The following is a 24038-nucleotide window of genomic DNA, read 5'->3' on the forward strand; positions in this document are numbered from 1 at the left end:
GGCGTTTCCTCTGCTCAGGACAGGGCCTTGATGGCCAGGCTGTCGAGGTAGGCTTGCGGGTTTTCGGGGTCGAAGGTCTTGCCGTCGAAGAAGGTCTCGATGCCGCGCGAGGTGCTCGCGGGAATCTGTGCGGCCGGTACGTTCAACTCAGCGGCTGCCTGGCGCCAGATGTCTTCGCGGTTGACCTTGGCGATCAGCGCCTGGCTGTCGAAGCCCTGGGGCAGGTAACCCCAGCGGATGTTCTCGGTGAGGAACCAGAGGTCGTGGCTCTTGAACGGATAAGAGGCGAACTCGCTCCAGAAGCGCATCAGGTGCGGGCTGTTTTCCTCGACCCGGCCGGTGCCGAAATCGAAGGTGCCCTGCAGGCGGGCCAACAAATCCTTGGCCGGTGCACCGATCCAGCGGCGCTTGGCGCAGATTTCCGCGACCTGGGCCTTGTTCGCCGGGTCTTCGCAGAACATTTGCGCTTCCATCACCGCCTTGAGCAGGGCGCGGGTGGCCTTGGGGTTGGCGTCCACGTAATCGGCGCGCATGCCCAGGGCTTTTTCCGGGTGGTTCTTCCACAGCTCGCCCGTAGTCACGGCGCTGTAGCCGATGCCCTGGTTGATCAACTGAGCGTTCCACGGCTCGCCGACGCAGAAGGCATCCATGCTGCCGACCTTCATGTTGGCGACCATCTGCGGCGGCGGCACCACCAGGGTTGGCAGATCTTTGTTCGGTTCGATGCCACCGGCCGCCATCCAGTAGCGAATCCACAGGTCGTGGGTGCCGCCGGGGAAGGTCATGGCCGCGGCGGTCTTTTTGCCCGCAGCGGCTTTGGCGGCCACTGCCTGTTTGAACGGTGCGGCATCCAGGCCGAGCTTGAGGTCGGCGTATTCCTTGCTAATGGAGATGCCCTGGCCGTTGAGGTTCAGCCGTGCCAGCACGTACATCGGCACCGGCTGGTTGTTCGGGGTGATCTTGCCGGCGCTCATCAGGTACGGCATGGGCGTGAGAATGTGGGCGCCATCGATGCCGCCACTGGCCGAGCCGAGCACCAGGTTGTCGCGGGTGGTGCCCCAGGACGACTGCTTGAGCACTTCAACTTCCGTCATGCCGTGTTTGGCGAACAGGCCCAGCTCATCGGCGACGAACAGCGGCGCCGCATCGGTCAGGGCAATAAAGCCCAGCTTGGCGCGAGTGGTTTCCAGGCCATCGGTGCCGGCTGCCCAGACCGCTGCGCTCATGCCCGGTGGCAACAGGCTGATCAGCGCGCCGCCGCCGAGCAGGCCGAGCGATTGCTTGATAAAGGTGCGGCGCGGCTGGGCCACGTCGGTCATCTGCTCCGGCTTCTTTGGCGTGTCGTCCATCATCGTTCTCCCAAAAGGCGCGCATAAAAAAACGGCGTCACCCTCGCAGGGCCGAAAGGCCGCAGGAGGGTGGACGCCGTTGTCCAGAATTCGTTGTGGTGAGCCGTTAGCTAGCATCGACTCCGAATAGGCTTTAGCAGGTTGTGTGCCACAAACCGGCTGCGCGGTTGGACGGCTGTTCGGCAGGTGCTTTGGCGGCCTTCTGGCGCAATAAAAAACCTGATTTTTTTCAAGGACATGCTTTGGGTGCTTGGGTGTGGGGCGGACCGCACTCGAATCCCCCGCCTGGCGCCTGCAAGGCCACCCAAAGGGTGCAGGGTTGTGCACGAATGCAGGGCGGGCGCTCGAATTGCTGCGCGCCAGGGGTGCATCGCTTGCTTTAAGGACGCAGCGTCGGGCGTGATCGCGCCGGGGCCCTGGCTTCATCCTTGAGCAGGGCCTGGGCCAAGTCCACCAAGCGCATGCCGCGCTCCATGGCGCGCTTGCGCAGGCGACTGTAGGCCTCTTCCTCGCTGAGCTGGCCTTCCTCCATCAGGCGCTTTTTCGCCTGCTCAATCAGCTTGCGCTCATCCAGGGTCTGGCGCGCTTCGCGCAGTTCATCGCTGACGCCCTGCAGGCGATGGTTCTGCTCGTGCAGCAGGTCCAGCACCGAGCGCGCGACCTGCTGGCCCAGACCGTCCTGTGGCGGGCTATCGAGGCTGCTGCCCTGGACGCTGAACAGCACGGCCTGGCCGCTTTGGCCGTCGAGGTCGGCCAGGCGCTTGAGCAGGGTGCGGTGGTTTTCCAAGTCAGCATGGGCTTGCTTGATGCAGCGCTGGCAGCGTTCGAGCAGATCATCAGCCAGGTGGTTTTCCACCTCCTTCATGGTGTCGATGCGCTGGGTGTTGAGCTCGAACCATACCTCGCACAGCGCTGGCTCCACCTGTAAGCCGCTGTGCGCCGTGTGCTCGGCAATGCCGCGCAGGCGGGCGATCTGCGCCAGCGTGTCGCTGCCTTGCAGGGCCTGCCAGCGTTTGCGCATCTGCAGGTCGGAGAATTCGAGAAAAGTGTCGAAGCAGCGTACCTGGGCCTCGCTCAGGTGCTGCAGGCTGTCGATCAGCTCCCCGGTGAAACGCCCAGCGGAGAAGCCGGCCACCCCGGCAGCGCGCTCCTGACCGGCCAGCTCCTTGCCCTGCATAAAGTTGAACATGGCCACCAGAGCGCGGGTGATGCTCGGGTCGGCGGCGGTGTCGGCGGCCTCGAAGACCACCGCGAGCAAGCCACCGATCAGGCGGGTGAAGGCGGCGGTGGAGGTTTTGCCATCAATCTGGTGCTCGCGCACCCGACGGCGCAGGCCGGGCAGGTCGTCGAGGGCGTGCAGCACGTAGGCAATACGGTTGAACAGACGGGCGCGGTCGGCGCCGCTATTGCTGGGGTCGATGCGCTCGAAACAGGCGCGTACCTGCTGCTCCACGGCCTGCGCTTCGCCGGTGTGCGCATCGAGCTGCTGCAGGTAGTGGGGCGCCTGGCCACCCAGGTAGATGTTGCCGTAACCACGCTCCTTCTGCAGGGCGTGAACCAGGCGGCTGATGCAGGTGACCAGTTCGCAGGTCACTGCCAGGCTTTCCAGGCCCTGCAGCTCGCAGCGGCGGGCGGCGAGCATAAAGGCCAGGGCGGGGGGCATGGTGGTATCGGGCATGGTCGCGGTTCTTGGCCGGTAGACGGACTCAGTAGCTGCACAGGGCGGGCCACATTTTCGCGCACTCTACCTGTTGGCGAACAGCGATAGGCAAAAAGGTTCTTCGTGTTTTGTGGGGGCGTTGAGATTGACACTGGACTGGCAAGTTTGTGTGCGTATCGACCGAAGGCTTGGCATAACCCATTAACGCGCGTGCTGAACGTTTGGGTTGCGCCCCTCACGGGCGCCACACCTTTCTTGCTTGCCCAATCTAGAATCAACGCCAGGGTTCCCTCGCTCCGGCGTTGCTCCGGGGGCCGGCGTACATGGGCCATCCCTGGCCCATTACGCCTCTCGCCGCATCCATGCGGCTCGTCCCCCTACGCAACACCTACACTCGGCCTCCTGACGGGACCCGGTCGCGAGCTTGCAAAATTTGCGCAGAATCTGAAGTAGAGGCGTCTGAGCTTTTGCTCTTGAACGACGATCATGCAGACGACGCCCAAAGCCCCATCAGGAGGCCGAGTGGAATCGCCGCGCAAGGGGTTGAGCGGCATGGATGCCGCGAGAGCCACGCTGGGCCATGGATGGCCCTTCGTGGCGTACCCCTGGAGTGGTGATGGAGCGAGGGAACCCCGGCGCAGCCGGGGCCGGATGGTGGGGTGCCCTTCTCTTTGGTTACTTTCTCTTGGGCACGCAAGAGAAAGTGACTCGCCCGTAAGGGGCGAAACCCGCCAGACCAGACGACTCGGTAATGGATAGAGCCACGTCGTCAACAACGCACACTTGTTTGCCAGTCCGGTATCAACCAACTGGTTCCTGGCGCTTAGCGACTTGAACCCAGCTCGCGGGAGATGGCTGCGGCGCATTGCTGCAGGCTGTCGCGGTAGCGTTCGCGGGCCACCGGGCTGTCCATGATGGCTTCCGGGCCGGACAGGTTGATGGCGGCGATCACATCACCTTTGTGATCGAGCACGGCACAGGCGATGGCGGTGGAGTAGTCCGAGCGGTGCATGACCCAGCCGCGCTCGCGGTCGCGTTCGAGCAGTTGTTGCAGTTCGGGCAGGGTCTTGGGCGCTGGGGGCGGGTAGTCGTCCAGGCGTACGTGCTGGTAGAGCTGGTCCAACGCCATGGGCGTCAGGCCGCTGAGCAGCATGCGGCCCATGGCACTGCAGTGGCAGGGGATGCGTGTGCCGATGGGGATGTTCACCGACAGGCGCTGGGCGGCGAAGGCGCGGGCGATATACAGGCTGTCGGTTTGCTCGCGGATCGACAGGTGGCAGGACAGCGAGGTGCGGTCGCGCAGGGCATTGAGGTGCGGCATGGCGATGTCCACCAGGTCGCGGCTGGCCAGGTAGGCAAAGCCGTCGCAGAGCACCTGGGGGCCGAGTTCGTAGGTGTTCTTGCCGAGCTTGTGCAGGTAGCCCATGTCGGTGAGGGTGACCAGAATCCGGTAGATCGCCGAGACGCTGACGCCCAGGCGTTCGGCCATCAGGTTGCTGCTCAGGCTGCGCTCACGGGCATTGAACATCTGCAGAATGCTCAGGCCGCGTTGCAGCGCAGGTACGCGGTAGTCCAGCTCGTCTTCTTGAATGCCCATGGGATTTCCTCCGTGGCGTTGGGGGATGCGGTGCGCACGGCGCACCCTACGTTTGGGCGCGGTGGCCGTAGGGTGCGCCGTGCGCACCACCGAGGGTTCAGCGTAGGGCGTCGAGTCCTACCGGCTGACCGCCAAACTCCTGCATGGCATCCAGCAGCGCGCCCCAGAAGTAGTCGGCTGAGGCACGGTCGCAGAGGATGTGCAGGCAGGGCAGTTCACCCAGGGGCAGGTTGGCGATGATCACGTTGATCCGCGCCGCCGAGGTCTGCGCCACGCTGCCGACCGGGAAGGCCTCGGCGCGCAGGTCGACGCCGCACAGCTTGGCCATCACCTCGGCCTGGCAGGTGCCGCTCAGCAGCAGCCAGGCGTGGCTGTCCTGGCGTGGCAGCAGGTAGTTGGGCGTGTCGTCGAATTGCCAGGCGAGTTCCTCCTGGCGTACCCGCGCGCCGGTATCCTGCAGGCTGCCGAGCAGCAGGTATTCGGCCTGGCTCATGCGCAGCACCTGGCTGCCATCGGCCTGGCTGAGCGCCTGGTTGGGCACTGCCGGCAACTGGTAACCACGGGCTTCGAGGTAGGCCGCGCTGGCTGCCCCACGAAAGCCGACGCGGGCCAGGTTGCTCAGATCAAGCAGGCCGCAGTGGGCGGCGCGGGCGCGTTCGTCGCCCGCGCCGTAATTGCTGACGATGCAACTGTCGCCCAAGGCGTTGAGCTGGGCGTCCTGGTGCAGCCGGTAGAGCGGGCTGCGTTCGCTGAAGTGCTCGGCGTGAAGGCTCATGTCACAGCTCCTGGCGCTGGTTGTCCGGGTCGTAGAAGGGCAGTTTGACCACCGTGGCCTGCACCACTGCACCGCCTTCGACGCGGATCGGCAGGCTCTGGCCGGGCGTGGCCTGGTCGGGCGCGCAGTAGGCCAGGCCGATGATCTGGCCGAGCGTTTGCGAGTATTCGCAGGAGGTGACGTTGCCGCTGATATCCGGCCCCTTGAGCACCAGATGGCCCTCCAGCGGTTGCGCGCTGCCGCTGGGCAGGCTGAAGCCGACCAGTTTGCGCAGCAGCGGCTGGGCTTCGAGGATTTCCACCGAGCGCTTGCCGATAAAGAACGGCTTGCTGCGGGCGATGGCCCAGTTCATGTCGATCTCCGCCGGGCTGGTCATGCCGTCAGTGTCCTGGCTGATGATCACATGGCCTTTTTCCAGGCGCAGCAGGCGCTGGGTCTCGACGCCGAACGGGCGGATATCGAAGGCCTTGCCGGCCTCCATCAGCGCATCCCACAGCGCCTCGCCATAGCGCGCCGGGACGTGAATCTCGTAGCCCAGCTCGCCGACAAAACCGACCCGCAGCAGGCGCGCCGGGATGCCGGCCACCTTGCCCTGACGCACGCCGAGGTAAGGGAAGCCCTCGGCCGACAGGTCGACATCGCTGCACAGCGTGGCCAGCACCTGGCGCGAATCCGGACCGGCCAGGTTGACCGCCGCCAGGGCCGCGGTGATATTGGTGATGTCCACATCCAGGCGCCACTGGGCGTTCCACTTGAGCATCTGCTGGTAGATGCGGTCGACGCCGCTGGTGGTGGCGGTGACGTAGAAGTGCCGGTCGGCAAAGCGTGCGCAGACGCCGTCGTCGATCACCACGCCATGCTCGTTGGTCATCAGCGCATAGCGCGAGCGGCCCACCGGCTGCTTGCTGAAAGCGAAGGTGTAGAGGCGGTTGAGCAGTTCGGCGGCATCCGGGCCGCGTACGTCGAGGCCGCCGAGGGTGGACACGTCGATCATGCCGACCTTTTCCCGCACATGCCGGGTTTCGGCCTGCATGCAGGCGTCACGTTTCTCCGGCTTGCCGTAGTAGGCCGGGCGCTGCCAGGCGCCGGCGGGCATCATCTTCGCGCCCAGCTCCAGGTGGCGCTGGTGCATGGCCGTCTGCCGGTAGGGGTCGAAACCGCGGCCGGCAATGTGTGCGAGTTTCTCCGCGACAAACGGCGGGCGTGCGGTGGTGACCCCGGTTTCGCTGACGCTGCGGCCGGTGGCCTTGGCCACCAGGCGCGCGGTGGGCAATGCCGAGTGACGGCCTTGGGACGGCCCCATACCGACGGTGGAGAAACGCTTGACCAGTTGCACGTCGCGGTAGCCGTGGCGGGTGGCGTTGAGGATGTCGCGCACCTGCAGGTCTTCATCGAAATCGACGAACTCCTTGCCCTTGGGGTGCGCAAAGATCGGCCAGGGGAAGTTCACCGGGGCTTCGGCGAGGTAATCGCCGGCTTCGCTGCTGCTGGCCAGGCCCAGGGCGAGCAGGGCGCGGCTGGCGGCGTCACTGCCGTCGCGCAGCACGTTATCGAGCTGGTGGCGACCGCTGACCGAGCCTGCCACCTGCAGCCCGGCGGGCAGGCCGCTGAGGGTGAAGGCGGCGCTGGCGTCATCGTAGGCCAGCTTGCCGCCGGCCTGACAGAGCAGTTGATAGACCGGCATATAGCCGGCGGACATGCACAGCAGGTCGCAGTCGATGCGCGTGCTGTGCGGCGCCACTTCGCCCTCGGCGCTGATACGGCGGATGTCCACGGCCTGTAGATGACGCTCGCCGAGCGCTTCGTACACCGTGCTGGCGCTGTGGCAGGTGATGCCACGGGTTTGCAGGGCGGTGACCAGGCGACCTTCAATCGGCTGGCTGCGCATGTCCACCAGGGCGGCGACTTCGACGCCGGCCTCGTGCAGGTCGAGGGCGGCCAGGTAGCCGTCGTCGTTGCCGGTGAGCAGCACGGCGCGCTGGCCGGGTTTGACTGCATACAGCTTGATCAGGCGCTGGGCGGCGCTGGTCAGCATCACGCCGGGCAGGTCGTTATTGCGAAACACCACCGGCTGGTCGAAGGCGCCGGCCGCGACGATGCACTGGCGCGCGCGGACCTTGTACAGGCGATTACCCTGGATCACCGGCAGGTAATGGTCGGTGAACCAGGCGTTGCAGGTGGCATCCTTGAGGATGCGGATATTGGCGTGGCTTTCCACCGCCGCCAGCAGTTCCTCGCGCAGTTGTCCGCCGCGCTGGCCCTCGATATCGAAGCGCGCCCAGGCCAGGGCGCCACCCAGATAGGGCTGCTGCTCGATCAGCAGCACCTTGGCGCCGGCATTGGCGGCGGCCAAAGCTGCGCTAAGGCCGGCCGGGCCGGCGCCGATTACCGCCAGGTCGGTAAACAGGAAGGCTTTGTCGTGGTATTGCGGCTGGAAATTCAGGTCGAGCACGCCGAGGCCGGCCTTTTTGCGGATCAGCGGCTCCCAGATTTTCCACATGCCCTTGGGCTTGAAGAACGAGCGGTAGTAGAAGCCCACCGGCATAAATGTGGAGAAGTGCCCGAGCACGGCGTCGCGGTCTTTATCCAGGCTGCCGGCGTAGTTCTGCCCGGTCACCGTCTGACCGGCGGCCAGTGGTTGCATATCGGCGAGCACGTTGGGCTCGTCGGGCAACTGCACCAGGGTGTTGGCGTCCTGCCCGGCCATGCTCAGCGGGCCGCGCGGGCGGTGGTATTTGAACGAACGCGAGAGCAGCCAGCGACCGTTGGCCAGCAGGGCGCTGGCGATGCTGTCACCGGCCAGGCCCTGCAACGGCTTGCCGTCGAACTGGAAGGTCAGCGGCGCATTGCGGTCGATCAGCAGGCCCAACGGGGCCGGCAGGCGATCCTGAGCACTCATGAACGCACCTCCTGGGCCGGGGCGTGAAAATCGACACGCTGGGTGAACACTTCTTTGGGGTCGAAGGTGCGCAGGATCTCGTCGCTACCGGTGTGGCGCTCGGCCAAAAACCAGTAGCTGGAGGCGTTGTGCATCCACCACTCGGTGACCACGCCGACGCGGTTCTCGCAGTTGAATACGTAGTCGGCCCACTCGGCGTCGGTGCAGGTGGCCGAGTCGGGCATGGCGTTGAGTTCGCCGCCGTAGGTGAATTCGCTGATGTTGCGCGGGCCATTCAAGGGGCAGGGCATGATCTTCATGGTGTGACGAACCTCAATGGCTGGCGGCGGTGGCGCCCATCTCGTTGACCTGGCGGAAGGTCGAGAAGCGCTCCAGGGCGAAGGGTTTGATCAGCGCGGGGGGCTGGCCGCCGCTGGCGACCAGCTCGGCCATGGTCCAGCCGCAAATCGGCGTGGCCTTGAAACCCCAGGTGCCCCAGCCAGCGTCCAGGTAGTAGTTGTCCAGCGGCGAGCGGCCCATGATCGGGCTGTAGTCCGGGGTCATGTCGGTGGTGCCGGCCCACTGGCGCATCAGCTTGGCGTTGGCCATAAAGGGGAACATCTCGATGGCGGCTGCCAGCAGGCTTTCCTTGAGGTCCAGGGTCGAGCGGGTGTTGTACAGCGGGTAGGGGTCAGAGCCCCCGCCGAACACAATCTCGCCGCGGCTGGTCTGCTGCACGTAGCAGTGCAGCGCCGAGGAACTCACCAGCGGGTCGAGGAACGGCTTGAACGGCTGGGTGACCATGGCCTGCAGCGGGTAGCTGTGGATCGGCGCGCGAATGCCCAGTTTGTTCATCAGCAGCGAGCTGGTCCCGGCCACCGCCTGGACCACGCAGCCGCACTGGATGGTGCCGCGGTTGGTCTTCACTGCGGTGACCTTGCCGTGCTCGACGACAAAGTCCTGCACCTCGGTGAGTTGATGGATTTCCACCCCGCGCTTGGCCGCCTGCTTGGCGTAACCCCAGGCCACGGCGTCGTGCCGCGCGGTGGCGCCGTCGATGTGCCAGAGCCCGGCGAGCACCGGCAGGTGGCCGGGGTCGAGGTTGAGCGTGGGCACCAATTCGCGGATCTGCTGGCGGTCGATCATCTCGGTGCGCCCGCCGAAGTGTTTGTTGACCTCGGCGCGCTGGCGGAAGGCGCGCACCGTGGCATCGGTGTGCGCCAGGGTGAGCTGGCCGCGCTCGGAATACATGATGTTGAAGTCGAACTCGTTGGAGAGGTTCTTGAACATCTTCACCGACTCGGCATAGAAGCGTACGCCTTCGCTGGTGAGGTAGTTGGAGCGGATCACCGCCGTGTTGCGCGCGGTATTGCCGCCGCCCAGGTAGGCCTTCTCCAGCACCGCGATGTTAGTGATGCCGTGGTACTTGGCCAGGTAATAGGCAGTGGCCAGGCCGTGGCCGCCACCGCCGATGATAACCACGTCGTAGGCGGATTTAAGGTCCTTGGGTGCGGGCAGATCGACCTCCACCGGGTACTCCGAGGACAGGCCGTATTTGAGCAGGGCAAAGGGCATTGCGGTTACTCCTGGGCGCTCAGGCCATGTTGCTGGCGGGCAGCGGTGACGGTGTTGTGCATCAGCAGGGCGATGGTCATCGGCCCGACACCGCCGGGCACCGGGGTGATGGCGGCGGCAATTGGCAGCACGGCGTCAAAGTCGACATCGCCGACCAGGCGCGAGCGGCCGTTCTCTTCAATCCGGTTGATACCGACGTCGATCACCACCGCGCCGGGCTTGATCCAGTCGGCGCCGATCATCTTCGGCCGGCCGACGGCGGCGACCACGATGTCAGCCTGGCCGCAGAGCTTTTGCGGCTTGAGGCTGCGCGAATGCAGCACGGTGACGCTGCAGTTGGCGGCCAGCAGCAGGGCCGCCATCGGCTTGCCGACGATATTCGAGCGGCCGACCACCACGGCATGTTTGCCGGACAGATCGCCCAAGGTGTCGTGCAGCAGGCGCATGCAGCCGGCCGGGGTGCAGGGCGTAAGCACCGGGCGACCCTGGCTGAGGCCACCGACGTTCTCGCTGTGGAAACCATCGACATCCTTGGCCGGGTCGATGGCCTGCAGCACGCAGGTTTCGTCGATATGCGCCGGCAACGGCAACTGCACCAGAATGCCGTTGACCGTCTTGTCGGCATTCAACCCGGCGACCACTTCCAGCACCGCCTCGGCACTGGCATCGGCGGCCAGGCGGTATTCCAGCGACCGAATACCCACTTCGCCCGCGCGCAGCACCTTGTTGCGCACATACACATGGCTGGCCGGGTCATCGCCGACCAGCACCACGGCCAGGGCCGGCTCGATGCCCTGGGCCTTGAGCGCACTCACCGCACAGGCCACTTCGCCGAGCACGCGGGCGGCAGCGGCCTTGCCATCGATCAGGGTGGCGCTCATCGGAAGATCACCGTCTTGTCGTGGTTGAGGAACACGCGGTGTTCGAGGTGGTACTTGACCGCCTTGGACAGGGCCACGGTCTCGGTATCCCGGCCCACCGCAACCAGGGCATCGGGGGTGTAGTTGTGGTCCACGCGCTGCACTTCCTGCTCAATGATCGGGCCTTCGTCGAGGTCGGACGTCACGTAATGGGCAGTGGCGCCGATCAGCTTGACGCCACGGTCGAAGGCCTGGTGATAGGGCTTGGCGCCCTTGAAACCGGGCAGGAACGAGTGGTGGATATTGATCGCCCGGCCCGAGAGCTGCTTGCACAGGTCGTCGGAGAGGATCTGCATGTAGCGCGCCAGCACCACCAGTTCGGTGCGGGTCTCGTCGACGATCTTCAACAGCTCGGCTTCCTGCTGGGCCTTGGTCTCCTTGGTCACCGGCAGGTAGATAAAGCGGATGCCCTCGCGCTCGGCCATCGGTCGCAGGTCGAGGTGGTTGGAGACGATGGCGGTGATCTGCATCTGCAGCTCACCCTTCTGGTGGCGGTAGAGCAGGTCGGACAGGCAGTGGTCGTACTTGCTGACCATCAGCAGCACGCGCATCGGCGTGGCGGTGTCATACAGCTCCCAGCTCATGGCGAAGGCGCTGGCGACATCGGGGAAACCGCTTCTGATTGGCGTCAGGTCGTCGGCGATGCCGGCGTTGAAGCGAAAAACCGCGCGCATAAAGAAGGTGCCGCTGCTCTCGTCATCGAACTGCGACATTTCACTGATGTAGCAACCCTGTTCGGCGAGAAAGGACGTTACGGCGGCGACGATGCCGGAAGTGGCCGGGCAACTGATCTTGATCACGTACTGGTGCTTGGCGTGTTGCATGTCGAGTCCTCTGCGGGGGCGGCGGCAGGAAATTCTTCATGAATGAATGCGTTGTTCGTCTATGAATAAATATTACGCTGACGAATCTAATTTTCGCGGTAGTGAATTTTATAAGTGAAGGCGGCAGGCATGTCTATGCCTCAAGGGAATTTTTTTATCCTGAGGGGAAATAAAAAGATAGGCGGCGTGGGGCTCTGCACGCCGAGGGGCTGTGGTGCGCGCAGCGCACCCTACGAGAAGCGTGGTTCTGTAGGGTGCGCCGTGCGCACCGGGACAACCGTGCAATAAACTGAAGAGGCGCGAGACGCCAGTCCAGTCCCATTAACTGAGCGCGGTCAGGCCGTTTCTAGCGGCGTGGCGTCATAGCGGACACGGGCGTCGGCAATCGCCGCCTGGTGGCTCTCCGCCCAGGCAATCAGCACCGTCAGTGGGCCGAGCAGGGATTCCCCCAGAGGGGTCAGCTCGTACTCCACGCTCGGCGGCTTGGTCGGGAACACCTGGCGGGTGATCAGGCCGTCGCGCTCCAGGTCGCGCAGGGTCTGGGTCAGCATGCGTTTGGAGATATCCGGCACCGCGCGGCAGAGCGCGCTGAAACGCTGGGGCTGCTGGGCGAGGGCGATAAGGGTCAGTGTCGTCCACTTGTCGCCCAGGCGGTCGAGCACGCTGCGCACCGGGCACTGGCTGATGCCGAAGTCGCTGGCGCGCCAGGCCTGTAGTCGGCCTGCGAGTATTTCGCGGGCTGTCGCTGGGTTATCGCTGGGTAACCTGGTCACGAAAAACTGCCTCCTTTCGCCTTTGGTGCGTTGGTCTCACAATCGTACCAGGTCTCAATTCTAGTCCATGAGGTGAATGATCATGACAACTGGCGAAACGCTTGCGGTAACCGGGGCAACAGGGCAACTGGGCCGCTTGGTGATCACTGCGCTGTTGCGCCGGGCGCCGCGTGCACAGATCGTTGGCATTGTGCGCAACGCCGAGGCCGGGCGCGATCTGGCCGAGCAGGGCGTCGAGCTGCGGGTGGCTGACTATGGCAATCCGGTTGCGCTGGCCAGTGCCCTGGTCGGCGTCGACAAGCTGCTGCTGATTTCCTCCAGCGAGATTGGCCAGCGCGTCGCCCAGCATCGCAACGTGGTGGACGCCGCTGTGGCTACCGGGGTGAAGCTGCTTGCCTACACCAGCCTGCTGCACGCCGACACCAGCCCAATGGACCTGGCCCCCGAGCATCGGCAAACCGAGTCCATCATCCGCGCTGCGGGCGTACCCTACGTGTTATTGCGCAATGGTTGGTACAGCGAAAACTACACCGCCGGCATCGGCGCAGCGCTTGAGCACGGCGTGGTGCTGGGCGCTGCGGGCGATGGACGTCTGTGCACGGCAACCCGTGAGGACTATGCCGAGGCCGCTGCCGTGGTGCTGGCCGACGCGCCGGCGCAGCATGCCAATAAGGTCTATGAGCTGGCGGGGGATGTGGGTCATACACTGGCCGAGTACGCCGCCGAAATCGCCCGGCAGAGCGGCAAACCGGTGAGCTATCAGAATCTGCCACAGGCGGATTACAAGGCGGCGTTAATCAGCGTCGGCCTGCCGGAGGCGATTGCCGAACTGCTCGCCGAGAGCGACGCCAAGGCGGCCGAGGGCGCGCTGTTCGACGCCAGCAAAACCCTCAGCCGCCTGATCGGCCGGCCGACCACGCCGTTGGCCGATGCCGTTGCCGCGGCGCTGGCCACGGGCTGAGCCCACAACCGGTAGCCTGGGTTGAGCGTAGCGATACCCGGGAAAAGATGTCCAGGCATCCATTTTCTCGCGGGTTTAACGGGTTAGCGGCTAGTGTCGCGGCTAAAACCCCTCCCACGCCGGCTGACATTGGCCGACATTTGATGCGCCACTTATTGTGGGAGTCGCGCCCCGCGGCGAATGGCAGGCGCAGCGCCGATCTTGCTGAATGGCCACCATCGCGCGGCTGGCGTTTACAACCGCGAATAGGCAAAGGGGCTGGGGTCCACCAGTGGCGTGCTGCCGTCGATCAGGTCGGCCATCAAGTGGCCGGCGCCAGGGGCGATGCCGAAGCCGTGGCCGGAGTAGCCGGTGGAGAGAAACAACCCCGGCAGCGCTTCGACCGGGCCAATCACCGGAATGGCGTCCGGGGTCACATCCATCACCCCGGCCCAGCTCTGTGTCACCGGCATGGCGCGGAAAAACGGGAAGGCCTTGGCCAGTGCCTCGCGGGCCTCGGTGAGGATGGCGGGGGACGGCTGTGGGTCAAGCACCCGGCAACGTTCGAACGGGCTTTGCGCGTCCATATCCCAGCGCCGGGGTTGGCGCAGCTCCTCGATAAACCGCCGGTCCAGGCGCACGCGCACTTCACGGAACTGCTTGCCCAGCGCCGGCAAAAAATCGCCCAGATAACGAAAACTGTCCGGCGTAATCGGCGCCAGGTTGGCGTTGCGCTGGGCGATGGTATAGCCGCCGTCAGCGCGCTTGCGAAAGGCATAATTGCTGGCACCTACCGCCAGCTCCGGGCCGCCAGGCATGGGCGCAGTGCGCAACACCGAGGCCACCACCTTCAATTGCGGCAGGCGCAGGCCGAGGTTGGCGCAGAACAGCGTCGACCAGGCTCCGCCGGCCAGCACCACCGTGCTGCAACCCAATCGGCCCTGCTCGCTGTACAGCCCACGTACCCGCCCGCCCTCGATATCCAGCCCGCGCACCGCGCAGTTGCTGACAATCCGTGCACCGAGGCGTTGCGCGGCGCGGGCAATCACCGCACTGGCAGCTTGCGGCTCGGCGCGGCCATCGCTCGGTGTGTGCAAGGCGCCGGCCCAGCCCGCAGCCGCACCCTCGGGCATCACCCGCAGCAGGTCAGCGCCTTCCAGCGCACGCGCCTGCATGCCATAGCCACTCGCCGCCGCCAGCCAGTCGACCTGCTGCTGCAACTGGCGTGGTGTTTCGCAGGCGTAGAGCACGCCGCTGCGGCGAAAACCCAGGTCTTCGCCCAGCTCCGCCTGCCAGCCATCCCACAGGCGCAGGCTGGCCAGGGCCAGGGGAATCTCCGCCAGGTCGCGGCCCATGCTGCGGCACCAGCCCCAGTTGCGTGACGACTGCTCGGCGCCGATCAGGCCCTTCTCCAGCAGCGTTACCGCAATACCGCGGCGGGCCAGCCAGTAGGCCGTGCTGACGCCGATAATGCCGCCACCAATGATCGCCACCTCAGTGCTTGCCGGTAGCTTGTCGCTGACCACCTGTTCAATCTGCGGGTACATGCCCAGCCTCCGGTAGGGTGCGCTGTGCGCACCGAAAGTAATGGCGAGCATGCCCTGGCCGGCGAGGCGTGCAATTTGCATCCATCTCGCCAGCCTTCTTTTATCAACATGTGAGAAATGCCATGAGTGGCACCCAGAGCCTGGAACGGGCGTTCCTGCTATTGCGCGTTATCGCCGCAGCCGGCCAGCAGGGCGCCAGCCTGGACGAGCTGCGTACCTCGGCCGATTGCTCGCAGGCCACAGCCTATCGCCTGCTGCAGTACCTGCGCCGCCAGGGTTTCGTGCGCCCGGCGGCGCAGCGCGGGCGCTATGTGCTGGGCTACGAACTGTTCGCCCTCGGCGCCCAGGCCGGCAACGCCAGCGCCCTGCGCGAACATGCGCGGCCGGTGCTGCTGCGCCTGGCACAGCGCTTTGGCGACAGCTTCTTCCTGCTGGTGGCGGACGGTTATCAGGTGCTCTGCCTGGATATGCTGGCCGGCGTACTGCCGGTGCAGAGTTACAGCGGCGCGGTGGGCGGGCGCATCCCCATGGGCGTCGGCCAGGCCTCGCAAGTGCTGCTGGCCTGGCTCGGGCGCCCCGCGCGCAACGACATACTCAGCCATAACGCAGCGACCCTACGCCTCGACTACGGCCTCGATGTCGCACAGATCAGCGCCAGCCTGCCCAGCGTAAAACGCCTGGGCTACGCCAGCGGCCTGGTCGACAAACGCCTACCGGGTTACACCGGCCTGGCCGTGCCGATCCTCGATGCCGACGGCCAGCCGCTCGGGGCACTTAGTTGTGCTCTGGCTCGCCCGCGTATGACCGAGGCAAGGCGGCAGGCGCTGGCCGAGGCGATGAAGGAGGGGGCGCGGAGGTTGGTTCGCGGGTAGCTGGGTAGCCAGAAGCGGTCACTTACCAAAGGATGCTTCGGCTATAAATCTGCAATGAGTTGTTTTACGGATCTGCCGCTGAGGTAGCAGATCATGGTGTCCACTTGAATTACGCGCACGACAAAACTCAGTCGGCTCCGATGGAGGGGCTGTTGGACAGCAGTAAAGAAAAGCCCCGCCGAAGCGGGGTCAGGGTCAGACTCGGCCAGTGACCGTGTCGTATACCTCGTCATCTCGACGGGGGCCTACGCACAGCACCACGACCACCTTGGTGCCCTCAATGCGGTAGACGATACGAACGTCGCCTGTCCGTATCCGGCGGCAGCCGGCCAGAGCGCCTCGAAGCGGTTTGCCGATCTTGTCCGGCTCTCCGTTAATAATGCGCTCTTTGATCACTTTAAGAACTCTCTGCGTTTCGGCGTTGCCGAGCTGCCTAAAGTCCCCGTCTACTTCATCGTGAAACTGAACTGTCCAACTCATTGCGCTTTACCTGAAGCGAGCTTCCATGTCTTCGAAACTCACCGTTGCATTATCTTTCAGGCTGCTTAGGCGCACGGCGGCAAGGTTATCGGCACGCAGGTCTTCGAGTTCGTCCTGCATTGCTTGAAAGGCTTCGACGCCGATAAGCACTGCAGCTGGCTCATTGTCCTTGAAGATGACCAGGTGAGTGGTGAGCCCACTGCTGATCTCCTTCAATTTCGCTCCGAAGGACCTCGCCATTGCCGTAGCAGACACTGCCTGCTCAGCTCTGGTTAGTAATCCCATCATGGTTTGACCTCGTTGCTGCGCTACTCCGGTTGGGGTGCGGGGATGAGGCGCAGCGCTCACTCCTGCATTGGTGTGTTTTATATTACGCATAATAATGCGTAAATCAACCCGCATTCATCGGGTGCTGGTCACCTTTACGGTGGTAGTTTCTGGGGAAGGGAAAAGGGGACGGATTTATTTATTGGGCAGAATTTCCGTTTTGGCCGATAGTCACCGGTCCTGAATAGTTGGAATTGGCATAGGTGTCATGCCTATGGGGCTCGTAGCCGTGGCCACTGAAGTAGGCTTCTATGCGCTGCACTTTGTTCGGTGAGTGGCTGCGCAGTAGCCAATCCCAGGCACGGATGTCTGCAGCTATTTCACGGCCTCTCGCTGCTGCTGGTAAGGCTCGCCGCCATCATAAATGCGGAGCGCTGCCCATCAACATTCGCGCACGGTGCTGCGGTTGGATAAGTCCGAGGATTAGGCTGTTAGCGGTTATGCCCAATGTTCGACGAGCAATGACGCGACTTGCAATGCGCAAAGTGCCCCCAGGCCAGGAAGCAATGCCTTTGGTAGTAGGCGCTTCAGGCTGCCTTTCAACGGTTGTAGGAAGAAGGTCGGGCTCATTGACCAGCTAATAAGCAACGCGAGCAGGCCAAAACCCTGCAGCAAGTTGCTCAAGGGTGCCGCATTGGCATGGGTAACGATCCAGATGCTCAGGGCTGCTGCACCGAGTAGCCAAAAGCCCGCTAAATACTTCTCCAGCGGCGTCCATGTCGCTTTGTTCATGTTGATTCCTGATGGGCAGCAGGCTATCGAGGATCGGTGCCTGTGCTAGGCAATTTTTGGGGGGATTGTATTTGGCTATCTCTGTGGGAGCTATTGCGTTCTTGCCGGCGCGAAGAAAATACCCAGCCTGTCTTCGCTAAGCTCGCGACCCCATCGCGAATAAAGGCTAGGCGCCCCCTTCGCTCCTACACACACACATGCAAAATCGGCTGTGAATACCAGCAGAGCGCGATCAATCCGCCCCGTAGTTCATGATCGACAACAGTCGTATTGGCACTTGCACCAGTTTCTCCGGGCCGTGCGGGACTTCGCCGTCGAAGGTCAGGCTGTCGCCGGCTTGCATCGGGTAGAGCTGGTTGCCGTGGCGGTAGATCAGTTCGCCTTCGAGCAGGTGGAGGAATTCGGTGCCGGGGTGGGCGAAGGTTGGGAATTCTTCGCTGGCGTCGTCCATGCTGACCATATAGGCCTCGAAGCTTTTCTTCGGCCCACGGGTGTGGTTGAGCAGGCGGTAGGTGTGGCCTTTTTCGGTGCCGCGGCGCACCACTTCCAGGCCTTCGCCGGCCTTGACCAACAGCGCGCTGCCGCCTTGCTGGTCGTATTGGCTGAACAGCTTGGACATCGGCATGCCGAGCACGTCGCACAGGCGGCTGAGGGTGTCGAGGCTGGTGGAGACCTGGGCGTTCTCGATCTTGCTGAGCATGCCCTGGCTGATGCCGGCGATGCGCGCGACGTCGGTGATCTTCAGTTCCTGCGCCTGGCGCTGCCGACGGATCTGCATGCCCAGGTACTGTTCGAGCTTGAGGCGGGGCGTGGTAGGTGTGGTCGTCGTCATGGGTATCCATGCTTTCATGAATAAAAAATTCGCACCAGGAATGTGCGCATTGCATTGCTTCGGTGCGTGTACCGAGCGGGACTTTCCTCCTATGAAAGCATCTTTCCTGAGCAGATAGAAGAATGCCGGGGCTTTGCGGCCTTTCGGTCCGGCTGAGCCAGGTTGGCAAGCTGCTTGCATTTCTCTTTAGGAAATTAAAATTCCTGATTGGAATATATGGCGGCACAACCGGAGGCTGATACCCATGTTGCCCAGCGAAACCCAGAAGATCATCGACCAGCACGGCATCAAGTACGTACTGGCCCAATTCGTCGATATCCACGGTGCCGCCAAGACCAAGTCGGTGCCGGTCTCGGGTCTGCATACCGTGGCCGAGGAGGGCGCCGGTTTTGCCGGGTTCGCCATCTGGGGCATGGGCATGGAGCCCCACGGCCCGGACTTTATGGCGCGCGGCGACCTGGCCACGCTGATGCCGGTGCCCTGGCAGCCGGGTTACGGCCGGGTGGTGTGCGTCGGTCACGTCAATGGCCAGCCCTGGCCCTATGACACGCGTTATGTGCTGCAACAGCAGGTGGCGCGCCTGAGCGAGCGTGGCTGGACCCTCAATACAGGGCTGGAGCCCGAGTTCAGCCTGTTCCGCCGCGATGCCAACGGCAAGCTGTGCCCGGTGGATGGCAGCGACAAGCTGGAAAAGCCCTGCTACGACTACAAGGGCCTGTCGCGTTCGCGGGCCTTTCTGGAAAAACTCACCGAATCGCTGCAACCGGTCGGCTTCGACATCTACCAGATCGACCATGAAGACGCCTGTGGCCAGTTCGAGATCAACTACACCTACAGCGATGCCATGGAGTCGGCGGACCGCTTCACCTTCTTCCGCATGGCCGCCGGTGAGATCGCCAACGACCTGGGCATGATCTGCTCCTTTATGCCCAAGCCGGACCCCAAACGCGCCGGCAATGGCATGCACTTCCACCTGTCGATTGCTAGCGCGAGCAACAAGAATCTGTTCCATGACGCCAGCGACCCCAGCGGCATGGGCCTGTCGAAAATGGCCTATCACTTCCTCGCCGGTCTGTTGGCCCACGGCCCGGCGCTGTGTGCCTTCGCCGCGCCCACGGTGAACTCCTACAAGCGCCTGGTGGTGGGCCGCTCGCTGTCCGGGGCGACCTGGGCGCCGGCGTTTATCGCCTATGGCGACAACAATCGCTCGGCGATGCTGCGCATCCCCTACGGGCGCATCGAGTTCCGCCTGCCGGATGCCGGCTGCAACCCGTACCTGGTCAGCGCAGCGATCATCGCCGCCGGTCTCGACGGCATCGACCGTCAGCTCGATCCGGGCAAGGCCTGCAACGAGAACCTCTACACCCTCAGCCTGGACGAGATCGCCGCGCGTGGCATCGACACCCTGCCGCAGTCGCTCAAGGAAGCCTGCGATGCCCTCGAAGCCGACCCGCTGTTCCGCGAGGTGCTGGGCAAGGAGGTGGTCGACGAGTTCATCAAGCTCAAGCGCATGGAGTGGGTCGAGTACAGCCGCCACGTCTCCGACTGGGAGATCGAGCGCTACACCGAATTTTTTTGAAGCACCCAGCCGCACGCTTCAAACCGCAAGCGACTGCGGTGCGAAGCCTTGCACGACATCCGTATCAACTCGGTCAGCTTGCCGCTTGAAGCGTGTAGCTGGCGAACGAAGTGAGGACTGCTTTTATGTGTGGAATCGTAGGCCTGTACCTGAAGAACCCGGCGCTGGAGTCCCAGCTCGGCGCGCTATTCGAGCCCATGTTGCTGGCCATGACCGACCGTGGCCCGGACAGCGCCGGATTTGCCATCTACGGTGACGAAGTGAAGGATGGCTGGATCAAACTGACCCTGCAGAGCACTGCCGCCGAGGTCGATTACCAGGCCCTGATGGGGGCGCTGGAAGGCTGCCTGGGCTGCTCGCTGGACTGGTTTCAAAACGCCAGCGCCGCAGTGCTCAAGACCAACGCCGAAGAGGCGGCAGTGCGCGCCGTGCTGGCCGAACTGGCGCCCGAGGTGCGGGTGATGAGCGTTGGCCAGAGCATCGAGATCCTCAAGGGCATGGGCTTGCCCAAGGACATTTCCGAGCGCTTCTCCCTGGCCACCATGCAAGGTAGCCACATCATTGGCCACACCCGCATGGCCACCGAAAGCGCGGTGACCATGGAAGGCAGCCACCCGTTCTCCACCGGCCAGGACCTGTGCCTGGTGCACAACGGCTCGCTGTCCAACCACTTCCGTCTGCGCCAGGAACTGCGCCGTCACGGCATCGCGTTCGAGACCGACAACGACACCGAAGTGGCCGCCGGCTACCTGACCTGGCGCCTGCGCGAAGGCGATTCGCTGAAGGAAGCGCTCGACCACTCGTTGGGCGACCTCGACGGTTTCTTCACCTTCGCCATCGGCACCCGCGACGGCTTTGCGGTGATCCGCGACCCGATCGCCTGCAAGCCGGCAATCCTTGCCGAGACCGATGACTACGTGGCCATGGCCTCGGAATACCAGGCGCTGTCCAGTCTGCCGGGTATCGACAAGGCCCGGGTCTGGGAGCCGGAGCCGGCCACCTTGTATATCTGGGAACGTCCACGCGCTGCCTGAGCCGCCCCGCGCACGACTCTACGAATTCGGAGAACACCCCATGAAGACCATCGACCTTGCCAGCGCCAGCGTGCGCGACCTCAACCAGGCCCTGCACGACCAGGCCAAGACGCTCGAAGAGCGGGAGTGGCGGGTGACCAACAGCGGCGGCAAGCACAATTTGGCCGTGGGCCTGAGTGAAGCCCTGAGCATCGATATCGAAGGCCACGCCGGCTACTACTGCGCTGGCATGAACCAGAAAGCCTGTGTCACCGTGCACGGCAACGTCGGTGTCGGCGTGGCCGAGAACATGATGAGCGGCCAGGTGCGTGTGCGCGGCAGCGCCTCCCAGGCAGCCGGCGCCACCGCCCATGGCGGCCTGCTGGTAATCGAGGGCGATGCCGGCGCACGTTGCGGGATTTCGATGAAAGGCGTGGACATCGTGGTCGGCGGCAATATCGGCCATATGAGCTGCTTTATGGGCCAGGCCGGCCGGCTGGTGGTCTGCGGTGATGCCGGCGACGCCCTGGGCGACTCGCTCTACGAGACGCGCATCTACGTCAAAGGCACGGTCAAGTCCCTGGGCTCGGACTGCATCGAGAAGGAGATGCGCGCCGAGCACCTGGAAGAACTCGCCGAGCTGCTCAACCGCGCCGGCTTCGACCAAGACCCCAGCGCCTTCAAGCGCTACGGCTCGGCCCGTCAGCTGTACAACTTCAAGGTCGACAACGCTTCGGCGTACTGATCAAGCACCGCCCGGTGCGCACGGCGCACCCTACCGATTACCGACGCCCGTAGGGTGCGCGGGGCCGCCTAGGCTGTGCGCACCACTGCTTCGACGAGGAATGTGCAATGAGCGAAAAAATCACCCCGGTACTGCGCGAGTCCGCCACCTTCGACCGCCTGAGCATTCAGGAAATCCAGCGTGCCGCAGAAACCGGCATCTACGACATCCGTGGCGGCGGCACGAAGCGCAAGCTGCCGCACTTCGATGACTTGCTGCTACTCGGCGCCTCCATGTCGCGCTACCCGTTGGAGGGCTACCGCGAGAAGTGCGGCACCGATGTCATACTCGGCAACCGCTTCGCCAAGAAGCCGATCCACCTGAACATTCCGGTGACCATCGCCGGCATGAGCTTCGGCGCACTCTCGGCCCAAGCCAAGGAAGCCCTCGGTCGCGGCGCGACCATCGCCGGTACCAGCACCACCACCGGCGACGGCGGCATGACCCCAGAAGAGCGCGGCCAGTCGCAGCACCTGGTCTACCAGTATCTGCCCTCGCGTTACGGCATGAACCCGGATGACCTACGCAAGGCCGATGCCATCGAGATCGTTCTCGGCCAGGGCGCCAAGCCCGGTGGCGGCGGCATGCTGCTGGGCATGAAGGTCACCGAGCGCGTGGCCGGCATGCGCACCCTGCCGATTGGCGTCGACCAGCGCAGCGCCTGCCGCCACCCGGACTGGACCGGCCCGGACGATCTGGCGATCAAGATCGCCGAGCTGCGCGAGATCACCGACTGGGAAAAACCCATCTACGTGAAAATCGGCGCCAGCCGCCCGTACTACGACGTCAAACTGGCGGTGAAGGCCGGCGCCGACGTGATCGTCCTCGACGGCATGCAGGGCGGTACCGCAGCCACCCAGGAAGTGTTTATCGAGCATGTCGGCATCCCGATTCTCTCGGCCATCCCGCAAGCGGTGCAGGCTCTGCAGGAGATGGACATGCACCGCAAGGTGCAACTGATCGTCTCTGGCGGCATTCGCACCGGCGCCGACGTGGCCAAGGCCATGGCCATGGGCGCTGATGCGGTGGCCATCGGCACCGCCGCGCTGATTGCCCTGGGCGACAACCACCCGAGCCTGGACGAGGAACTGAAGAAGATCGGCTCGGCCGCCGGCTTCTACGACGACTGGCAGAACGGCCGCGACCCGGCCGGTATCACCACCCAGGACCCGGAACTGGCCAAGCGCCTCGACCCGGTCGCCGGTGGCCGGCGCCTGGCCAACTACCTGCGCGTGCTAGTGCTGGAAGCGCAGACCATGGCCCGCGCCTGCGGCAAATCGCACCTGCACAACCTCGACCCCGAGGACCTGGTCGCCCTGACCGTGGAAGCCGCCGCCATGGCCCGCGTGCCCCTGGCCGGCACCAACTGGGTGCCGGGGCAGCTGCAGTACTGAGCGGGCTATGTGCTCAGGTGGCTGCTGCCCCGCGCTGTAGGAGCGAATTTATTCGCGATAATCGCGTCGTTTCGCACCGACTCAGGCATACAACAGACCCTAACAAGAAGTCTATGTCTCAGTTCGGTGTTGCACGGCGCCGCGGCTTCTCGTAGGAGCCGCGCCTCGCGGCGAATAGCAGCCATTCAGCGGTCTATCAGATAGCCCACAAGCTTCGCGCCGTGGGCGGCGCTCCTACGGTCTGCAGGCGAATGCAACAGTCAATTGGGACATAGCCAACAGCCTCCGCAAGTTGCGGATTTACGGGGCAGCGGGCTGCGTGTAACGACGCTGGATGCGCTCCAGTTCACCTGAAAGGCGCAATTGGTGCAGCGCACGGGCCCAGTCGCTTATCAGTTCGTCGTCACTGTCGCGGCTAAAGGCGATGTACAGCGAGGCGCGGTAGATCTCGATAGGGATTTTGCGCAGCGTGCCAGGGGCGATGTTCAACTGGCGGCTGTAATAGGCCACCCCCGCATCGGTATCGCCAATGATGATATCGGTGCGCCCAGCCATGAGCATGCGATAGAGCTGATGGTTCGCGGTGGCACTTCTATCGATGTTATTGAGGCCCAGCGACTGCAGCATATCGGGCACCAGGCCGGCATGCCGCGTGGTGATTCGCGGGACGTGCAGCAGTTGTTCCAGGGAATGTACGGGCTGCGCCGCGCTGGCCAACTGATAAGGGTAAATGGACTCTTCGACGATGGGCCCAACCCACTTGTATAACGGTTCGCGCTCGGCGGTGCGGAACATGGAGTACATGATGGTCTTGGGCCGGGTCTGCAGTGCACGGGTGGCTCGCATACTCGGCAGTAGCACCATCTCGAAGTCATCCCCAGTCAGCGCCATGATGGCCCGAACGATTTCGGTGGTCATGCCCGTAAGCTGGTGGTTCTCATGGTAGTTGTATGGCGCCCACTCTTCGGTAACTACCTGATACTCCTCGGCCCTGGCAAAAGTACCGAGCAGTAGGCAGATCAGTGCTGCAGCAAGCGTCGAAAATTTCACGTGTTCTGCCTGATGGGCTGTGCGCTGTTTTAAAAACGAATAGGGTCGAACATGCAAGACAAGCATAGTTGCTGACACGCACCTAACTTTTTAAACAGGGCTAAATGGGTCATGTCGCGATCTACGGCAAGCTTGCA

The 24038-nt window shown here is 64.0% G+C and carries 22 protein-coding genes; 6 read left to right on the top strand and 16 right to left on the bottom strand.

What is annotated here, in order from left to right; all coding sequences use genetic code 11:
• Positions 1-14: 14 nt before the first annotated feature.
• The 10 genes from BMW49_RS11665 to BMW49_RS11715 form a co-directional block, all read right to left on the bottom strand.
• On the bottom strand, positions 15-1349 hold the full coding sequence (locus tag BMW49_RS11665; protein ID WP_069519935.1) for a CmpA/NrtA family ABC transporter substrate-binding protein: 1335 nt from the start codon (positions 1347-1349) through the stop codon (positions 15-17).
• Positions 1350-1728: 379 nt separating this feature from the next.
• Complete coding sequence (locus tag BMW49_RS11670) at positions 1729-3027, bottom strand: nitrate- and nitrite sensing domain-containing protein (protein WP_069519936.1); 1299 nt, start codon at positions 3025-3027, stop codon at positions 1729-1731.
• 805 nt (positions 3028-3832) lie between these two features.
• On the bottom strand, positions 3833-4606 hold the full coding sequence (locus BMW49_RS11680; protein ID WP_069519937.1) for an IclR family transcriptional regulator: 774 nt from the start codon (positions 4604-4606) through the stop codon (positions 3833-3835).
• 97 nt (positions 4607-4703) lie between these two features.
• The gene (locus BMW49_RS11685; RefSeq protein ID WP_083251786.1) at positions 4704-5381 is read right to left on the bottom strand and encodes a sarcosine oxidase subunit gamma; all 678 of its coding nucleotides are present in this window, start codon (positions 5379-5381) and stop codon (positions 4704-4706) included.
• Position 5382: 1 nt separating this feature from the next.
• Positions 5383-8280, bottom strand: coding sequence for an FAD-dependent oxidoreductase (locus BMW49_RS11690; RefSeq protein WP_069519938.1), 2898 nt, complete (start codon positions 8278-8280; stop codon positions 5383-5385).
• Positions 8277-8579, bottom strand: coding sequence for a sarcosine oxidase subunit delta (locus tag BMW49_RS11695; protein ID WP_069519939.1), 303 nt, complete (start codon positions 8577-8579; stop codon positions 8277-8279). Before BMW49_RS11695 ends, BMW49_RS11690 begins: the two co-directional genes overlap by 4 nt.
• A gap of 13 nt (positions 8580-8592) precedes the next feature.
• On the bottom strand, positions 8593-9834 hold the full coding sequence (locus BMW49_RS11700; protein WP_069519940.1) for an FAD-dependent oxidoreductase: 1242 nt from the start codon (positions 9832-9834) through the stop codon (positions 8593-8595).
• A 5-nt stretch (positions 9835-9839) separates the two neighbouring features.
• Positions 9840-10715: a bifunctional methylenetetrahydrofolate dehydrogenase/methenyltetrahydrofolate cyclohydrolase FolD gene (gene folD / locus BMW49_RS11705; RefSeq protein WP_069519941.1), complete on the bottom strand. Its 876-nt coding sequence runs from the start codon at positions 10713-10715 to the stop codon at positions 9840-9842.
• On the bottom strand, positions 10712-11578 hold the full coding sequence (gene purU / locus BMW49_RS11710) for a formyltetrahydrofolate deformylase (RefSeq protein ID WP_069519942.1): 867 nt from the start codon (positions 11576-11578) through the stop codon (positions 10712-10714). Before purU ends, folD begins: the two co-directional genes overlap by 4 nt.
• A 335-nt stretch (positions 11579-11913) precedes the next feature.
• On the bottom strand, positions 11914-12351 hold the full coding sequence (locus BMW49_RS11715; protein WP_069519943.1) for a winged helix-turn-helix transcriptional regulator: 438 nt from the start codon (positions 12349-12351) through the stop codon (positions 11914-11916).
• A gap of 82 nt (positions 12352-12433) precedes the next feature.
• On the opposite strand from BMW49_RS11715, the gene BMW49_RS11720 reads away from it, so the two are divergent.
• Positions 12434-13312, top strand: a complete 879-nt coding sequence (locus tag BMW49_RS11720) for an SDR family oxidoreductase (RefSeq protein ID WP_069519987.1) — start codon at positions 12434-12436, stop codon at positions 13310-13312.
• 233 nt (positions 13313-13545) lie between these two features.
• Here the strand turns inward: BMW49_RS11720 and BMW49_RS11725 are convergent, their stop codons facing one another.
• The gene (locus BMW49_RS11725; protein WP_208600966.1) at positions 13546-14919 is read right to left on the bottom strand and encodes an NAD(P)/FAD-dependent oxidoreductase; all 1374 of its coding nucleotides are present in this window, start codon (positions 14917-14919) and stop codon (positions 13546-13548) included.
• A gap of 41 nt (positions 14920-14960) precedes the next feature.
• Between BMW49_RS11725 and BMW49_RS11730 the strand changes: the two genes are divergently transcribed.
• Positions 14961-15710, top strand: a complete 750-nt coding sequence (locus BMW49_RS11730) for an IclR family transcriptional regulator (RefSeq protein WP_069519944.1) — start codon at positions 14961-14963, stop codon at positions 15708-15710.
• Positions 15711-15905: 195 nt separating this feature from the next.
• Here BMW49_RS11730 and BMW49_RS11735 read toward each other — a convergent pair whose 3' ends face one another.
• The 4 genes from BMW49_RS11735 to BMW49_RS11750 all read right to left on the bottom strand — a co-directional run bounded on the left by BMW49_RS11735 (position 15906) and on the right by BMW49_RS11750 (position 18081).
• Positions 15906-16190 (bottom strand): type II toxin-antitoxin system RelE family toxin, encoded by a 285-nt coding sequence (locus tag BMW49_RS11735; protein ID WP_069519945.1) that lies wholly within the window; start codon positions 16188-16190, stop codon positions 15906-15908.
• A gap of 6 nt (positions 16191-16196) precedes the next feature.
• The gene (locus tag BMW49_RS11740) at positions 16197-16430 is read right to left on the bottom strand and encodes a Phd-YefM (RefSeq protein WP_083251791.1); all 234 of its coding nucleotides are present in this window, start codon (positions 16428-16430) and stop codon (positions 16197-16199) included.
• Between the two features lie 525 nt (positions 16431-16955).
• Entirely contained in the window at positions 16956-17249 is a 294-nt protein-coding gene (locus BMW49_RS11745) for a hypothetical protein (protein ID WP_069519947.1), read from the bottom strand.
• Positions 17250-17481: 232 nt separating this feature from the next.
• Positions 17482-18081: a helix-turn-helix domain-containing protein gene (locus tag BMW49_RS11750; protein ID WP_069519948.1), complete on the bottom strand. Its 600-nt coding sequence runs from the start codon at positions 18079-18081 to the stop codon at positions 17482-17484.
• A 244-nt stretch (positions 18082-18325) separates the two neighbouring features.
• Here BMW49_RS11750 and glnT point away from each other — a divergent pair, with 244 nt between their 5' ends.
• From glnT to BMW49_RS11770, 4 genes are all read left to right on the top strand, one after another.
• Positions 18326-19660 (top strand): type III glutamate--ammonia ligase, encoded by a 1335-nt coding sequence (gene glnT / locus BMW49_RS11755; RefSeq protein ID WP_069519949.1) that lies wholly within the window; start codon positions 18326-18328, stop codon positions 19658-19660.
• Between the two features lie 125 nt (positions 19661-19785).
• On the top strand, positions 19786-20694 hold the full coding sequence (locus BMW49_RS11760) for a class II glutamine amidotransferase (protein ID WP_069519950.1): 909 nt from the start codon (positions 19786-19788) through the stop codon (positions 20692-20694).
• Between the two features lie 40 nt (positions 20695-20734).
• Entirely contained in the window at positions 20735-21418 is a 684-nt protein-coding gene (locus tag BMW49_RS11765) for a GltB/FmdC/FwdC-like GXGXG domain-containing protein (protein ID WP_069519951.1), read from the top strand.
• A 107-nt stretch (positions 21419-21525) separates the two neighbouring features.
• On the top strand, positions 21526-22851 hold the full coding sequence (locus BMW49_RS11770) for an FMN-binding glutamate synthase family protein (protein WP_069519952.1): 1326 nt from the start codon (positions 21526-21528) through the stop codon (positions 22849-22851).
• 300 nt (positions 22852-23151) lie between these two features.
• On the opposite strand, the gene BMW49_RS11775 is transcribed toward BMW49_RS11770, so the two are convergent.
• The gene (locus BMW49_RS11775) at positions 23152-23901 is read right to left on the bottom strand and encodes a substrate-binding periplasmic protein (protein WP_069519953.1); all 750 of its coding nucleotides are present in this window, start codon (positions 23899-23901) and stop codon (positions 23152-23154) included.
• Between the last annotated feature and the right edge of the window lie 137 nt (positions 23902-24038).

This window comes from Pseudomonas cuatrocienegasensis (assembly GCF_900110925.1).
Classification (GTDB): Bacteria; Pseudomonadota; Gammaproteobacteria; order Pseudomonadales; family Pseudomonadaceae; genus Aquipseudomonas; species Aquipseudomonas cuatrocienegasensis.